At 47.0% G+C, this 14477-nt stretch carries 16 protein-coding genes and 1 pseudogene; 6 read left to right on the top strand and 11 right to left on the bottom strand.

All coding sequences use genetic code 11. The features are described 5' to 3' along the window. The first annotated feature begins 50 nt into the window (after positions 1–50). Positions 51–1247 carry an integrase domain-containing protein gene (locus tag J4617_RS10665; protein ID WP_208290690.1) on the top strand — a complete coding sequence of 399 codons (1197 nt, stop codon included), beginning with the start codon at positions 51–53 and terminating at the stop codon, positions 1245–1247. A 3-nt stretch (positions 1248–1250) separates the two neighbouring features. Here J4617_RS10665 and J4617_RS10660 read toward each other — a convergent pair whose 3' ends face one another. The 7 genes from J4617_RS10660 to J4617_RS10630 form a co-directional block, all read right to left on the bottom strand. After that, positions 1251–2948: a DUF2326 domain-containing protein gene (locus tag J4617_RS10660; protein ID WP_114260899.1), complete on the bottom strand. Its 1698-nt coding sequence runs from the start codon at positions 2946–2948 to the stop codon at positions 1251–1253. Then, a complete protein-coding gene (locus tag J4617_RS10655; protein WP_000628291.1) occupies positions 2935–3168 on the bottom strand; it encodes an ABC-three component system middle component 6 in 234 nt (77 codons plus the stop codon). Before J4617_RS10655 ends, J4617_RS10660 begins: the two co-directional genes overlap by 14 nt. Then, positions 3155–3703 carry a hypothetical protein gene (locus tag J4617_RS10650; RefSeq protein WP_000200483.1) on the bottom strand — a complete coding sequence of 183 codons (549 nt, stop codon included), beginning with the start codon at positions 3701–3703 and terminating at the stop codon, positions 3155–3157. Before J4617_RS10650 ends, J4617_RS10655 begins: the two co-directional genes overlap by 14 nt. A gap of 2 nt (positions 3704–3705) precedes the next feature. Further along, positions 3706–3966 carry a hypothetical protein gene (locus J4617_RS10645; RefSeq protein ID WP_000562051.1) on the bottom strand — a complete coding sequence of 87 codons (261 nt, stop codon included), beginning with the start codon at positions 3964–3966 and terminating at the stop codon, positions 3706–3708. A gap of 453 nt (positions 3967–4419) precedes the next feature. Further along, positions 4420–4986 carry a phage polarity suppression protein gene (locus tag J4617_RS10640; protein ID WP_208290689.1) on the bottom strand — a complete coding sequence of 189 codons (567 nt, stop codon included), beginning with the start codon at positions 4984–4986 and terminating at the stop codon, positions 4420–4422. Between the two features lie 16 nt (positions 4987–5002). Continuing rightward, positions 5003–5248, bottom strand: coding sequence for an ogr/Delta-like zinc finger family protein (locus tag J4617_RS10635; RefSeq protein ID WP_000984210.1), 246 nt, complete (start codon positions 5246–5248; stop codon positions 5003–5005). Then, positions 5245–5982 (bottom strand): glycoprotein 3, encoded by a 738-nt coding sequence (locus tag J4617_RS10630; RefSeq protein WP_208290688.1) that lies wholly within the window; start codon positions 5980–5982, stop codon positions 5245–5247. The genes J4617_RS10635 and J4617_RS10630 overlap by 4 nt, the downstream gene beginning before the upstream one ends. Positions 5983–6522: 540 nt before the next feature. Between J4617_RS10630 and J4617_RS10625 the strand changes: the two genes are divergently transcribed. From J4617_RS10625 to J4617_RS10605, 5 genes are read left to right on the top strand one after another with little or no spacing between them, the layout of a single operon-like run. After that, a complete protein-coding gene (locus tag J4617_RS10625) occupies positions 6523–6789 on the top strand; it encodes an AlpA family transcriptional regulator (RefSeq protein WP_000556588.1) in 267 nt (88 codons plus the stop codon). Beyond that, on the top strand, positions 6786–7337 hold the full coding sequence (locus J4617_RS10620; protein ID WP_015701354.1) for a host cell division inhibitor Icd-like protein: 552 nt from the start codon (positions 6786–6788) through the stop codon (positions 7335–7337). Before J4617_RS10625 ends, J4617_RS10620 begins: the two co-directional genes overlap by 4 nt. Then, positions 7334–7561 carry a hypothetical protein gene (locus J4617_RS10615; RefSeq protein WP_208290687.1) on the top strand — a complete coding sequence of 76 codons (228 nt, stop codon included), beginning with the start codon at positions 7334–7336 and terminating at the stop codon, positions 7559–7561. The genes J4617_RS10620 and J4617_RS10615 overlap by 4 nt, the downstream gene beginning before the upstream one ends. Continuing rightward, positions 7558–7878: a DUF5375 domain-containing protein gene (locus tag J4617_RS10610; RefSeq protein ID WP_070794176.1), complete on the top strand. Its 321-nt coding sequence runs from the start codon at positions 7558–7560 to the stop codon at positions 7876–7878. The genes J4617_RS10615 and J4617_RS10610 overlap by 4 nt, the downstream gene beginning before the upstream one ends. A 14-nt stretch (positions 7879–7892) precedes the next feature. Further along, on the top strand, positions 7893–10226 hold the full coding sequence (locus J4617_RS10605) for a primase-helicase zinc-binding domain-containing protein (RefSeq protein WP_208290686.1): 2334 nt from the start codon (positions 7893–7895) through the stop codon (positions 10224–10226). A gap of 555 nt (positions 10227–10781) precedes the next feature. Here the strand turns inward: J4617_RS10605 and J4617_RS22985 are convergent. From J4617_RS22985 to hin, 4 genes and pseudogenes are all read right to left on the bottom strand, one after another. Continuing rightward, positions 10782–11004, bottom strand: a pseudogene (locus J4617_RS22985) (helix-turn-helix domain-containing protein); the annotation flags it as partial. A 27-nt stretch (positions 11005–11031) separates the two neighbouring features. After that, positions 11032–11571, bottom strand: a complete 540-nt coding sequence (gene fljA / locus J4617_RS10600) for a phase 1 flagellin gene repressor FljA (RefSeq protein WP_017465672.1) — start codon at positions 11569–11571, stop codon at positions 11032–11034. A gap of 67 nt (positions 11572–11638) precedes the next feature. Next, on the bottom strand, positions 11639–13159 hold the full coding sequence (locus J4617_RS10595; protein ID WP_017465671.1) for a FliC/FljB family flagellin: 1521 nt from the start codon (positions 13157–13159) through the stop codon (positions 11639–11641). 373 nt (positions 13160–13532) lie between these two features. Next, positions 13533–14096 (bottom strand): flagellar phase variation DNA invertase Hin, encoded by a 564-nt coding sequence (hin, locus tag J4617_RS10590; protein ID WP_000190919.1) that lies wholly within the window; start codon positions 14094–14096, stop codon positions 13533–13535. Positions 14097–14477 lie beyond the last annotated feature (381 nt).

The following is a 14477-nucleotide window of genomic DNA, read 5'->3' as shown; positions in this document are numbered from 1 at the left end:
GTAGGATGTATACCTAAAAGCGTATACCAATTCATGAAGGAGCGGCCACAGTGGCACGGACAACTCGCCCCCTAACCAACACCGAAGTTCTGCGCGCGAAAGCGTTAGAGAAGGATCTAACGCTGCATGATGGTGATGGGCTTTTCCTGATAATGAAAACTAGCGGCAAGAAACTCTGGCGCTTTCGCTATCAACGCCCAGCAACAAAACAGCGGACTATGATGGGACTTGGTGCTTTTCCTGCCCTTTCTCTTGCTGATGCCCGAGGGTTAAGAGCAGATTACCTTGCCCTATTAGCCAACGGAATCGACCCGCAAATTCAAGCTGAAGTTGCAGAGGAACAGCAGCAAATCGCTCTGGACAGTATTTTTTCGACGGTCGCCGCTAACTGGTTCCAGCTCAAAAGCAAAAGCGTTACCCCTGATTACGCTAAAGATATATGGCGTTCACTGGAAAAAGACGTATTCCCAGCTATCGGGGAGACCCCTGTCCAGCAAATCAAAGCCCGAACACTGGTTGAAGCCCTTGAACCGATCAAAGCACGTGGGGCGCTGGAGACAGTTCGTAGACTGGTACAGCGTATCAACGAAATAATGATTTATGCGGTTAACACTGGCTTGATTGATGCCAACCCCGCGTCAGGTATTGGTATGGCTTTTGAGAAACCCAAAAAGCAAAACATGCCGACGTTACGACCAGAAGAATTGCCTAAGCTGATGCGTTCGCTAGTCATGTCAAATCTATCTGTTCCGACTCGCTGTCTTATTGAGTGGCAACTCCTGACGCTCGTTCGCCCTTCAGAGGCTTCAGGCGCACGATGGGCAGAGATCGATCTCGATAAAAAGCTCTGGACCATTCCGGCTGAAAGGATGAAGGCCAAGCGTGAGCACATTGTTCCTTTATCGCCACAGGCGTTAGGTATACTGGATGTGATGAAGCCAATCAGCGCTCACCGAGAACATGTTTTTCCCAGCAGGAATGATCCCAAGCAGTCCATGAATAGCCAAACTGCTAATGCCGCTTTAAAACGGATTGGTTACGGAGGTAGGCTTGTTGCACATGGGCTGCGCTCTATCGCAAGCACAGCTTTAAATGAATCAGGCTTTAATGCTGATGTTATCGAAGCAGCCCTAGCACATAGTGATAAAAATGAAGTACGAAGAGCTTATAACCGCTCAACGTACCTGAATAAAAGAATAGAACTTATGGCATGGTGGGGAAGGTTTGTTTATCAAACAAACCTTTAATAACTATACTTTAAAGAACTTATTTGTCGAAGATAACTCAAGGATCGAGTTATTCATCATCATTTTCAAGTCAGTATCTTCTGAGAATTTATCACTCAATATTGATACAATATATTGACCATTTATATTATTTGCTTCAAAGAATATATCTCTAATTTGATTTACATCGACATCTTCAATACTATCATGAATAACAAAAGTTGCTCTCTTTAATTTAACCTTATCAACAAACTTAATATAAGCCAAATCAAATGCAGTTATTTCACCTTTCTTCTTACCACCATTGCTGTTTGGCGTAACGCATGATATATCAAAATTGCACCTGCCTTTATCAACATCAAAGGAAAGATCAAAAATATATCTTTCACCATAAATTTCCTTTGTAAGATCACCAAAGAACTCATTGAAAACCTCAATGTTCTTTTCCAAACCTTGAACGGCCAACTCTATTTCTAAAAGTAATTTCTCTCGACTATCTTCAAGAGATTTTATTAAGGCATTTGTATCATTAATACGCGTAAGATTAGACTCTATGCTAGCAAGATTTTCGCGTAACTCAGTTAGCTTATTGAATAATTGATTTATAGACTTTAATGTTTCAGGCTCTTTGATTGTTCTAAATAAAGATGACTCTTGCTCATGAAAACCATTAATTTTTTCATTTATACTTTCTATCTCTTCTTTTTTCTTTAATAATTCAGATTCTAAGAAATTAATTTTATTCTTAATAACATCATTATGGAACAATACCATTTCTTCGTAAGATCTTTTAAGCTCCCCATTAAAATAAACCCCTGCCGAACTATAGATTTCCATTAAATCATTTTCTACAAGTTGCGTGATATTGTTCTTCAAGGACAAGATCGACTCTTCAATATTTCTTACTCGCATATTTAAAGAGGCATAACTCAAAGAGTAATCACTAATCATCTTCTGTATTTCTGAAAGTTTTTTTAAGCTTTCATCATGACTATCTTTAAAATCGAAGTTCTTAATATTTCTTTCCGCCTCCGCAATTTCTTTCTTCAGAGGCTTAATCATTTTTGCTAAAACTGTCTCTCTATTTGGATTCCTATATGCGGCAAGATATGCCTTTTGTTTTTTTATCTCTTTATTAAATTCCCCTTTTTTCTTTATAAGAGGTAGGCCATTGAATCCAAACAAAAATAAGTATAATAAATCGTAGACATCAGGAGTTGTATTCCCATGTAAGAAATTAAGCGTTTTCTGCATTTTATCATTCGTATTTCTGATAAACTTATGCGAAACATTTCTCAACGATGGCTTATCTGTAGTCAATCCAAACACTGCTTGAGCTATAAACTCAGAATATTGTTTTTTATCTATTTCAACATCATTTAAAAAATATTTTGAATTTTTATCATCGGTAGATATTATACGGGAAACAACTGCTTTTTTATTTTCTACTGTATTAAAATCTAATGTGAACTTTAAAACATTATCATTTATTAATGATACAATTTCAGGTATATCTTTTCCAAATTCCGCATCATGATAAATATCATGACCTGATGACATAAATAAATAATCCAAAACACGTGATAATGTGGATTTACCTACACTATTGCCACTATCCTTACCTGAGGTTCTTTTATTTATAATTAGGTTCAGACCGTCTTTAAAAGTCACTTCCCTAACAAGAGTGTTATTTTTTAAAATAATAAGTTTATTGAGCCGCATATGCTATTCCACCATTTCCATCTAACTCAATTGCGCCGATTATGAAAAGCCAATCTAATGAGTAAAGAAAAAGATCAAACGATAATTCGAAGACAGAATTTACTAAATCATACAGTCGAGATATTTCAATTATCATCGAATCATTACTTTGAAAGATTCTAAGCACCACACTTCCAATATATACAGGATTTGCTTTTGGATCCGTATCAATTGTAATCATTTGGATTCTCCAGCACTATGCATTCGATAATTGAATAGCTCACAATCATACGAATGCCATAATCAATGTCTTCTTGTAAAAACTCTGCGTCTAAATTAGAGCACGAACTAACCGTTTCTTGAGCAGATCTAATAACATTATCGATAATATTATCTGAGTTTTTCCTGATGACTTCAATGTTAAATGGCTTCTCATAAAGACCATATAACCCCAATGCAGTATTATAATAGCCTCTAAACTGTCTTTTTAATTTGACACTACCATTTAAAATTATAGTATCAAGTGTTTTTATAGATTCATCAACTAACAGAGCATCTTCTTTATAAAGTTCGGCTACCCATCTGTTTCTTTTAAGATCATTGAATGAGATTTTAACATCAATATTTGATGCTTTTCTGTTTAAACTTTGCTCGCCACCAACTGGATTGGAAATAATCTCAATCAGCTTACCAATAACACTGGCTCTTAACACTCGCGGCTGGTTAATTATATGTACAGGTCCAGTATTATCCTTAAAATTAACGCCAGAAGTCATAACTACCCCCGATTATCAATATTCACAGGACCATTATTATCTTGAAAATACTGAGAACGTTCCCCTTGATTAATATTGTTTCTATTAGTTGTAATATTTATAATCTGGGAATTTAGATCTTTTATTGTGACATTAAGTTGTTTTATCTCATTATTCTTCTTGGTTACTTGTGTAGTCTGATATATTGCTATACATCCAGAGATCACCCCAACAATATATCCAAAGGCACTTACGTATTCGTTAGCAAGTAATGATGCTATCATTTGGAACTCCATTTCAAGCTTGACAGATTTAAAGTTACAACAAATTCATACTATTAGGATAGCAACTTAAGAAGAGTAAATGAACAAGTATTGATCATTCTCGTTAACATGATCTCATTCAACATAGAGCCACCCATGGCCTCTATCTTTCTCATGAACACGCTGTGTAGCCATGTAGGCTTAAGGAGAAAAAATTGATGTGCTTGCTTTATCAATTGATATAACCAAAAAATTATAATCGTTTCACATCATTGGCGCGCAATGCTCTCCCCGCCACGCCTGCCCGCTTAAGAGGTCACTTTTAATGCAGGTGCATGAACCGACTCAGGCCGCGCCGGTACTGCCGAGGTGGGGGAAATAAAATACGGGGATTTGCATGCAAAACCATGCACCTTATGAATGCATGGCTTTTTTCGGGAAAAATAGCGGAATTTTCGCGGATTTTTTTGCGTGCTACCGTGCGGCCAGTTCTGCACGTCGGCGGGTGTAAATCAGGTTCTGTGCAGGGGTGAATTTTTCACGATTATCATCCCGCGAAGGCGCGTCAGGCCTGTATCCGATGGCCGTTAAAATATCTTTATCCTGTGCAGAATAATTAATGTCATTTCCAGCGGTCAGCCAGACGGAAAGAGCTTCTCTCAGGTAAGAGACTGAACGGTCAAGCGCGCGATTTTTTATCATCGCGGGCTGGTTTTTAATCCCCATCAGCTCCGGTGCCAGTGCGGCGACCAGCTCTGCGCCGTTCTGCTGCATAAAATCATGCAGCCGGTTACGGATGCTGATGCGCTGCACCTCCTCATGCGAGAAGATGTAGCGACCGGCGGCCTGATTAACTTCCCATTTTTTTACGTCAATCAGGTCACGCAGCATCTGTAATCTGCGGGAGCCTGATACATTGTCATCCAGCAATAATTCCTGATATTCCTGCATTGCGGCGGCCAGTTCGGTTTTACGGTTCAGCCACGCGGTTTTGTTCGTCTGACAGGTGTCATAGGCCTGCTGTAAGGTCAGAGTGGTCACGGGTTGTCTCTCCTGATTAATGGCGGAACGGCGAGCTGTAGCAGCCTTTTACCAGACGGGGTGCCACGGGGGCTGTCGGCACCGGCGCGGGTTTCTCATCGACGACCGGCGAACGTATCACTTCAAAGATGGACTCATGCGTTTTGAATGTCGCCGAGCAGTGCACATTCTGGCACTGCAGGTAACTCTCTTTGACGCTCTCAGACATATAGCGGCTGGTGCGAACGTGTGCCGCTGTGCGGCAGAAAGGGCAGCGCATCATGACAATAACCCCCGAACCTTCAGGTCAGCTTCACGTTCCCGCATTTTTTCCTGCCAGACTTTTCGCTGACCGGGCGTGGTCGCAACGTCATGTTCCATATGCGGCAGTGTGGAAGCCGACAGCCCTGTTTTAAACAGCACCGGTTCATCGGTCAGACGGATATTGCAGCCCTTTACGGCCTGTTCAAGCCACGCTTTCACCTGCTGCATTACAACTTTTTCCGGTTCGATATATCCCTGATGCCCGGTCGTATTAGCAAGCGGATTATTCAGAACCAGTATGTTGAGTTTCATTGCTCTGATGAGGGCACCGCAGCTTTCACGTAGGGCTGCATCAAGTTCATGCTCTGCATACTGACTGAGGACGCCGTGATGTGCCTGACGGTATGCTCTGGCCGTGCGGTCACAGGCTCCTTTGAGCCTGTCCAGCTCAAAAGACAGTACCTCGTTCATGCTGTCACATCCCTGCGCCAGTTCCCGCCGTGCCACGCGCGCCAGATGGCGTTGTTTCAGCTCGTCGGTAATGACAGCACCACCGGCACGAAAGGCGGCGCGCCATGCGCCGGAATCATTGCCGTTTTCCTGCTCCAGTTCATTTTTTTGCGTTTGCACCTGGCTGATGGCCGTCGTGGTTTCATCCATACGGCTGGCATTGGCGAGATGCGCCGAGCGGGCAGTCTCAAGGCGTTCCATTGCAGGTTTAAGGTAGTCGGGAATAACAGCGGTCTGAGTCATGTCGGGTCTCCTCTTCGTTTCAATCTGAGGAGATTCTGCCGCGCCAGACACAACAACACGATTCATTGCCGTTGTGGCAAAAATGGCACAAACAGACCTTAAAACCCGGCTTGCCAGAGAAAGGTCTCAGGAAAACCTTACTCACCGTTTGTTTTTTTACTTATAACTATTCACTACTGTTCACTGAAAAGAAAAAGATAAGTAATACAGCAAGATAAAGTGTGAACAGTTGAGGGTATAACTGTTCACCGACTGTTCACTACTGTTCACCTTTTGCTTTTTGCCTGGGTTGTAGGATTTAGTCTTTTTTCCGATTAATTGTGAGGAAATATATAAGTGAAAGTACTTAAAGTTACTGCAATGTAATGCATTGATTTGCATCTGTTTGCCAGCGTTTGCCATTGTTCAAAAATCGCTCTGTTGTGTGGTGTACCACTACAAAATGACTTGTTGCCCTGCGTAAAAATATTCACAAAATAGAGAGCTACCCGAAGCCGGACGGACACGACCGGCACTGTATGGACTTTGTGAGGTAGCCCGATGCACACCGCTTTTTCTTCCCCGTCTTCTGCCCCTGCCGCGCCGCTGATGCCGGTTTCTGATACCGTTCATGAGCGTTTTATTCGTCTGCCCGAAGTGATGCATCTGTGCGGTCTGTCCCGCTCGACCATTTACGACCTCATCAGCCGGGAAGCCTTCCCGAAACAAATCTCCCTCGGCGGAAAAAACGTGGCGTGGGCGCAGTCTGAAATCACGGCATGGATGACTGACCGCATTGCCGAACGCAACCGGGGTTATGACGCATGATGATGACCATTCAGCAAACAGCCCCTTTTTCTGGCTTGCTTCTTTTTATCGTTTCCAGGTATAGTTTTCCCGCTGTCGCAAAATCGGCAGCCGGGCGTGGAAACCCGAGTAATCTAACGGCGACACCTGACGCGCCATGCGTCTTTTTTTGTGTCTATGCCCTCGTGCACCTGTTACTTGCGCAATGGTTTCATGACCTTTGCAGCTATCGAGTAATGGTGGCTCAGGCGGGGCCGACTTCGGTCGGGCCGGTATCCGTTAGAGCCGGTATTTCCACCCCCGTCTGGGCTACCACCACTGAGCGTGGAAACTCCGGTGGTAGCATAACCTGCTATCTAACGGAGGTTGCCCTTATGGCTACGATCCTCACCCCGTCATATCCGCAGTTTGTCTTTGTGTTTGCCGCTGTTCGTCGCGCAGACCGTAAACCCCGTATCTGTATGCTTCGCACCGTTGCCGGTGATGAACAGGCCGCACGTCTTTCCCTCGTTCGCGATTACGTCCTCTCGTTCGCTGGTCGTCTGCCGGTTGCGGAGGTGCGAGCATGAAACATACCACCATTACCGCCCGTGACCTCGAATGCCTTGAGCACATACGCAACGTCGGCCAGCTTGTCAATGAGCTGATGCAGGTGCAGGACTGCGCGACCGTTAGGCGTAACCCGGCGCAGCAGTTACAACTCACCTCCGTGATTTACCTCATGACCGCCCAGCTCGACGGCGTGGTAGAGCGCTGCAATCAGCACTGGCTGACCGGGGAGGGTAACGTATGAAAAAGCCATTACCGCCCGTATTACGCGCCGCGCTGTATCGTCGCGCAGTGGCGTGTGCCTGGCTGACCCTGTGCGAACGCCAGCACCGCTACCCGCAACTCACCCTCGACGCGCTGGAAAGCGCCATTGCCGCCGAGCTGGAGGGCTTCTACCTGCGCCAGCACGGCGAGGAGAAAGGCCGTCAGATTGCCTGTGCATTACTGGAAGATTTAATGGAAGCCGGACCACTCAAGGCCGCGCCGTCGCTGTCCTTTCTCGGGCTGGCCGTAATGGATGAACTCTGCGCCCGTCATATCACCGCACCGGTACTGCGCTGAGGGAGAAAATAACCATGAAAATGAACGTAACAGAAACGGTAAAACAGGCGTGCGGTCACTGGCCGCGCATTCTCCCTGCGCTGGGTGTGAATGTGATTAAAAACCGCCATCAGTCCTGCCCGGTATGCGGCGGCTCCGACCGCTTTCGCTTTGACGATAAACAGGGGCGCGGGACATGGTTCTGCAACCAGTGCGGCGCGGGTGACGGACTTAAGCTGGTAGAGAAAGTGTTTGGCGTGACTCCGTCAGAAGCTGCCGGGAAGGTGAACGTCGTGACCGGCAACCTGCCGCCGGTTGCCCCGGAAGTGATTGCGGCCGCAGAGGCCGGAGCGGAGGCTGACCGCAAAGCAGCGGCCGCGCTGGCCGTCAGGCTCATGGAGAAAACCCGACCGGCCAGCGGCAACGCCTACCTCACCCGCAAGGGTTTCCCCGACCGGGAATGTCCGGTACTGACAGTCATGCATAAAACCGGCGGCGTGACGTTCCGCGCCGGTGATGTGGTTGTCCCGCTGCATGATGATACCGGCGCACTGGTTAACCTTCAGCTTATCAATTCTGACGGTCTCAAACGCAGCCTGAAAGGCGGAGCGGTAAAAGGTACATGCCATATCATCGGGGGGCAGAAACAGGCAGGAAAACGTCTGTGGATTGCGGAGGGCTATGCGACCGCGCTCACCGTGCATCACCTGACCGGGGAAACTGTCATGGTGGCGCTGTCCTCCGTGAACCTCCTTTCTCTGGCGAGCCTTGCCCGTCAGAAACACCCGGCCTGTCAGATTGTGCTCGCCGCCGACCGTGACCTTAACGGCGATGGCCAGAACAAAGCCGCTGCGGCCGCAGACGCCTGTGAGGGCGTTGTCGCCCTGCCGCCGGTGTTCGGCGACTGGAATGATGCGTTTGTCCAGAAAGGCGAAGAGGCGACAAGGAAAGCAATTTATGACGCCATCCGGCCACCGGCTGACAGCCCTTTCATTACCATGAGCGAGGCGGAATTTACCGCCATGAGCACCAGTGAAAAGGCAATGCGGGTGCATGAACATTACGGCGAAGCGCTGGCCGTGGACGCGAACGGCCAGCTCCTGTCCCGCTATGAGGCCGGGATATGGAAAATCATTCCCCCGTCGGATTTTGCCCGCGATGTGGCCGGGTTGTTCCAGCGTCTGCGCGCGCCGTTCTCGTCGGGGAAAATTGCCTCAGTGGTGGAGACCCTGAAACTGATTATTCCGCAGCAGGACACCCCGGCACGGCGTCTGATTGGCTTTCGCAATGGCGTACTCGATACCGCCACCGGAACATTCAGCCCGCACCATAAATCACACTGGCTGCGCACGCTATGTGATGTTGATTTCACCCCGCCGGTGGAGGGCGAAACGCTGGAAACCCACGCCCCTCATTTCTGGCGCTGGCTTGACCGCGCTGCCGGTGGCAAACCGGAAAAATGCGACGTGATTCTGGCTGCGCTGTTTATGGTTCTAGCGAACCGTTACGACTGGCAGCTCTTTCTCGAAGTCACCGGCCCCGGCGGGAGCGGAAAAAGTATTCTGGCCGAAATTGCGACCATGCTTGCCGGGGAAGATAACGCCACGTCGGCTACCATCGAAACGCTGGAATCACCACGTGAGCGCGCGGCGCTGATTGGCTTTTCACTGATACGCCTGCCTGACCAGGAAAAATGGAGCGGTGACGGTGCAGGACTTAAGGCCATCACCGGCGGTGATGCGGTATCGGTCGACCCGAAATACAAGGATGCGTACTCCACCCATATTCCGGCGGTGATTCTGGCCGTGAACAATAACCCGATGCGTTTTACCGACCGCAGCGGCGGTGTTTCCCGTCGCCGGGTGATACTGCATTTCCCGGAACAGATTGCCCCGGAGGAACGTGACCCGCAGCTTAAGAGTAAAATCGCCCGTGAGCTGGCGGTGATTGTTCGCCAGCTAATGCAGAAGTTCAGCGACCCGATGACTGCCCGTGCTCTGCTCCAGTCACAGCAGAACTCCGACGAGGCGCTCAGTATTAAACGTGATGCCGACCCGACATTTGATTTTTGCGGCTATCTGGAAGCCCTGCCGGAACCTGAGGGTATGTATATCGGCAATGCCAACATCATTCCGCGCCAGCCGCGCCTGTATCTGTATCATGCCTATCTGGCGTATATGGAAGCTCACGGCTACAGGAATACCCTGAGCCTCACCATGTTCGGCAAGGGGCTGCCTGCCATGCTGAAAGAGTACGGGCTGAGTTATGAGAAGCGCCGGAAAAATCAGGGCATACAGACCAATCTGGCGCTCAGGGAAGAAAGCAACGCCGACTGGCTGCCGAAATGTGATGACCCCATAACGAAATAACCTACCCTGACCGGCAATCGCCGGTCTTTTTTTACCTGCAAAACGGCAAAAGTGAACAGTAGAGTGTTCACTGTTCACCAACCATTCACCGATTAAGCTACTGAATATTAAAAATAAAAATACCTAGTGAATAGTGTGAACAGTTTTTCTAAAAAAAAGTTTTTTTCTTGATGTGATCTATCCAAAAACAGGTTCACTTAACCGCAGGAAGCGCTGCAACAAATTGCCATTGGTATACGCTTAGGTATACCAATGAAAGTTGAATTGGTTAAAGTCACCTAATAACAGATGATTACGTGAATTATTCAGACTCCGCCAGCTCAATGAAGTTCACTAAGCCCGCACAGCACAAGCTCTGCGGGCTTTTTTACATCTATTGCCGCCTGGTGAGAATTGCAGAGAGCCTCACGGGCATTGACGTCAAATGACGCAATGGGTGACAGGGCAAAACGCCAAAAGTCTCACCAATAACTCCCGAAAGAATTGGAATACGAGAGTCAAAGAAAATAGAACACTCACTGAGAGTCCTGCCTGGCTGGGGCAAAGCTCGCAGTCAGACTGTCGAGCATAAAGATAAGCAGTTGCCCGTGAGACGCCAGGATGTTGGGCTACGGTATCCATAGATTTGCGAAGATTCAGCAGACCTTCTTTGCGAAGCTTTAATGATCAATTCTTTTCTGTCAGCTGCTTTAAGCGTCCTGGCCGTAGTGGCACGAGCAGCGGCGAAACTATCTATGCGCTGTCGAATGGTCTCTGTTCCTCCAGGAGCAATATTTTCTCACGGAATTTTTTATTACCGTAGGCGTTATTCAGCGTAGTCCGAAGACGTGATCCTGCTCACCCAGTCAAACATAACTTGCATATGATTGCCATTGGATGTCCTCACACCAACCTGACACGCATTTACGCCTGTCGTTTTGCCAGTCAAAACCTGTCCATACTTCATATAGATTTTGATACCGACTCCCTGTTTATAGCACTTATTGCAAATCGAGAAATAATCTCTTCTTGATGGAGTATATTGCTGAAGATTAAATTCGTCAGCCGGCACCAGTGAAAGATTAAAAGCGTCATTACCTGATAATTCTTCAAGAATTGCCAGAGACTCTAATTTAACTTCAATGCGCTTATTTCCTTTAGGTTTATCCGAAGCCAGAATCAAATTTTCCCTCGGATTAAACTTCGCAATGTAGCCTGTGATTATCCGGGCATTATTACTCACCAATCGAACAGGGATATCATTAAAACGTAGAAATTGAACTCGACGAGCAAGCATAGAATAATCCCGCGGCCATATTTCAGCCTCTCGCCCGTAGGAAATATCATTTACAGCCATACTTTCCATAAAGATATATTCATCTATGCTGAATGAAAAAGCCCCGAATTCACGGGGCTGAATAAAACGAAATAAATTAACGTAACAGAGACAGCACGTTCTGCGGGACCTGGTTAGCCTGCGCCAGAACGGAAGTACCGGCCTGCTGCAAGATCTGCGCGCGAGACATGTTGGAAACTTCGGTCGCGTAGTCGGAATCTTCGATACGGCTACGCGCTTCAGACAGGTTGTTTACGGTATTGCCCAGGTTGGTGATAGCAGAGTTGAAACGGTTTTGTACCGCACCCAGATCAGAGCGCAGCGCATCCACCTGCGCCAGCGCGGCATCAATTTTCTGCAGCGGGTTTTCGGTGGTTTTAGCGGCTGCTTCCGCCAGCTCTGGTTGTGCTTTGAAATCATGACCAGCGGCTTTGCTGGCATTGTAGGTTTTACCGTCGATAGTAACGACTTCGGTTTTACCGTCTACGCCACCCAGTTGGTTAGCCGCTGTTTTGGTAGTGCCGTCAGCAGCAGTATAACTTGTGGTTTTAGCTTTAATTGCTCCTGTCGCTTCATCGTAATCTGCGGCGTAATACTTATCGCCAGCTTTAAGCGCATAACCGCCTTCAATTGTCTTACCATTTTTATCGGTATAAGACATTTTGACCAACTCAGCGCCATTAGCATCGGTAGCGTCAACGCCGCCAGCAATTAAGGCATTCTTAGCATCTGCTGAAACAACTGCTGGTGTATCTTTTAACTCCTGTACTTCTGTTTTAGTTGCCGCACCAGCAGGCATTGTGGTTTTAGTTGCACCCGCAGCAAGTGTAACTTTACCGTCAGTAGCAACGTTAACTTCATAATCGCCATTTTTGGCGGCATCAGCACCAGTAAAGCCACCAATAGTAACAAAGTACTTATTATTATCTGCGTCAAATTTAACTGTACCACCCGTTACAGCAGCCGTACCAGTCGTACCACCAATGGCCGCTTTGATGGCCGCATCATCAAGGCCTGAGGCATCCAGTGTAGTACCATTATCGGCATAAGCTTTCGTTGTTACTGCTGTATCTTTCACATCATACGCTTTCTGCACGTTCAGTGAATCCAGACCCAGGGTCTGAGAGTTGATCTGCTTCAGATCGATATCGATAGTTTCACCGTCGTTGGCGCCAACCTGGATGGTCAGGGTGTTGTCCTGCGCCAGGACTTTCACGCCGTTGAACTGAGTCTGGCCGGATACACGGTCGATTTCGTTCAGGCGCTGGGTGATTTCAGCCTGGATGGAGTCGAGGTCAGACTGGGAGTTGGTGCTGTTAGCAGACTGAACCGCCAGTTCACGCACACGCTGCAGGTTGTTGTTGATTTCGTTCAGCGCGCCTTCAGTGGTCTGCGCAATGGAGATACCGTCGTTAGCGTTACGGGAAGCCTGAGTCAGACCTTTGATGTTCGCGGTGAAACGGTTAGCAATCGCCTGACCTGCCGCATCGTCTTTCGCGCTGTTGATACGCAGACCAGAAGACAGACGCTCGATAGCGGTGCCCAGTGCGGACTGGGATTTGTTCAGGTTATTCTGGGTCAGCAGCGACAGACTGTTAGTGTTGATTACTTGTGCCATAAAATTTTCCTTTTGGAAGGTTTTTGATAACCAATGTTATGCCAGGCTTACCTGTGTCATCCAGGTTATCGACACTTGAGGCATAAACTTTACTACTTTTTCCGTCTGTAATTGCTTACACCTAACGTTTTGATTAAAAAGCCTTTCTATGTGAACGCAGTGTCTGCTAGTGTTTTGAGCGATATCGTCTATAGCTGGATGTAACACAGGCCTTATCGTGAGCGCGCTACACTATATATGTTAATGCGTTGAATTTTTTTCTCTTTTTAATTAGATGCTGTCTTTTTCGTATACCCTTTCGGTTTATTTATGCCATACGCCTGTATTACAAAAATGTTATATCCATCCTGTTGTAATTTTTATTTTAATTCATTCATTTTTTTATGCGGCTTGCCGGAAAATATCTGTATAAGGTAGATACGCCAATACCAAAAATAATAGCTAATTGCTGCCGAGGATGGCCTTTCTCTAATAGCCGGCTAATCTGTTCCTGTTCATGTCTATTGATCGCCCGAGGGCGCCCTCCCAGTCGTCCTTGCGCTCTGGCGGCAGCCAGTCCGGCAAGGGTTCGCTCGACAATTAATTCTCGCTCCATCTCGGCCAGTGCTGACATTACATGAAAAAAGAATCGCCCCATCGCGCTACTGGTATCAATACTATCGGTTAAAGAATGGAAGTGAGCTCCACGTTCATGTAATTCAGATATTAACGCCACCAGGTTTTTCACGCTGCGGCCCAGTCTGTCTAATTTCCAGACGACAAGAGTATCGCCTTTATTTACATACTTTAACGCTCGTTTCAGGCCGGGGCGGTTTGCAATCTTGCCACTGATACGGTCCTCAAAAATGCGGTCACAATTTGCACTAGTAAGCGCATTACGCTGTAAATCGATATTTTGGTCAATTGTTGACACCCGAATATACCCAATAGTAGCCATGATTTTCTCCTTTACATCAGATAAGGAAGAATTTTAGTCGCTTTTCTCATGGAGGATTGCTTTATCAAAAACCTTGGTTTTCAAGAATCAATAAATCGTGTGGCTGATGCGCTATAAAAATCGCAGAGCGGTGACGATATTCCGCATAAGGAGCTGTTCGTTCGCAACATTCGAACGGTGACGTTAAAGCTGGTTTCATTGGTTAATGAAGACGAAGGTGACAAAATTACTACAGAGTTGATACCACAGAAATAGTCCAGGCTCGCAGGTGATACGGGATTTAACGCCGGAAAGTCTGCACAGAACACGATCTGCCGCCGGACACCAGTAAATTGCCCCGCAACGTGTTATCAATACTATTCCCTACGTTTCCCGTTACCT

The organism is Salmonella sp. 32010601201800023SM (assembly GCF_017572235.1).
GTDB lineage: Bacteria > Pseudomonadota > Gammaproteobacteria > Enterobacterales > Enterobacteriaceae > Salmonella > Salmonella enterica.
This window is presented reverse-complemented; position numbering and strand designations above follow the sequence as displayed.

Bases quoted from the DNA above. Each gene is read 5' to 3' on its own strand.
- J4617_RS10635 (WP_000984210.1), bottom strand. From the start codon at position 5,248: ATGATGCGCTGCCCTTTCTGCCGCACAGCGGCACACGTTCGCACCAGC.
- J4617_RS10660 (WP_114260899.1), bottom strand. From the start codon at position 2,948: ATGCGGCTCAATAAACTTATTATTTTAAAAAATAACACTCTTGTTAGG.
- J4617_RS10615 (WP_208290687.1), top strand. From the start codon at position 7,334: ATGAAACATACCACCATTACCGCCCGTGACCTCGAATGCCTTGAGCAC.
- hin (WP_000190919.1), bottom strand. From the start codon at position 14,096: ATGGCTACTATTGGGTATATTCGGGTGTCAACAATTGACCAAAATATC.
- J4617_RS10650 (WP_000200483.1), bottom strand. From the start codon at position 3,703: ATGACTTCTGGCGTTAATTTTAAGGATAATACTGGACCTGTACATATA.
- J4617_RS10645 (WP_000562051.1), bottom strand. From the start codon at position 3,966: ATGATAGCATCATTACTTGCTAACGAATACGTAAGTGCCTTTGGATAT.
- J4617_RS10625 (WP_000556588.1), top strand. From the start codon at position 6,523: ATGCACACCGCTTTTTCTTCCCCGTCTTCTGCCCCTGCCGCGCCGCTG.
- fljA (WP_017465672.1), bottom strand. From the start codon at position 11,571: ATGGAAAGTATGGCTGTAAATGATATTTCCTACGGGCGAGAGGCTGAA.
- J4617_RS10610 (WP_070794176.1), top strand. From the start codon at position 7,558: ATGAAAAAGCCATTACCGCCCGTATTACGCGCCGCGCTGTATCGTCGC.
- J4617_RS10595 (WP_017465671.1), bottom strand. From the start codon at position 13,159: ATGGCACAAGTAATCAACACTAACAGTCTGTCGCTGCTGACCCAGAAT.
- J4617_RS10655 (WP_000628291.1), bottom strand. From the start codon at position 3,168: ATGATTACAATTGATACGGATCCAAAAGCAAATCCTGTATATATTGGA.
- J4617_RS10605 (WP_208290686.1), top strand. From the start codon at position 7,893: ATGAAAATGAACGTAACAGAAACGGTAAAACAGGCGTGCGGTCACTGG.
- J4617_RS10620 (WP_015701354.1), top strand. From the start codon at position 6,786: ATGATGATGACCATTCAGCAAACAGCCCCTTTTTCTGGCTTGCTTCTT.
- J4617_RS10630 (WP_208290688.1), bottom strand. From the start codon at position 5,982: ATGACTCAGACCGCTGTTATTCCCGACTACCTTAAACCTGCAATGGAA.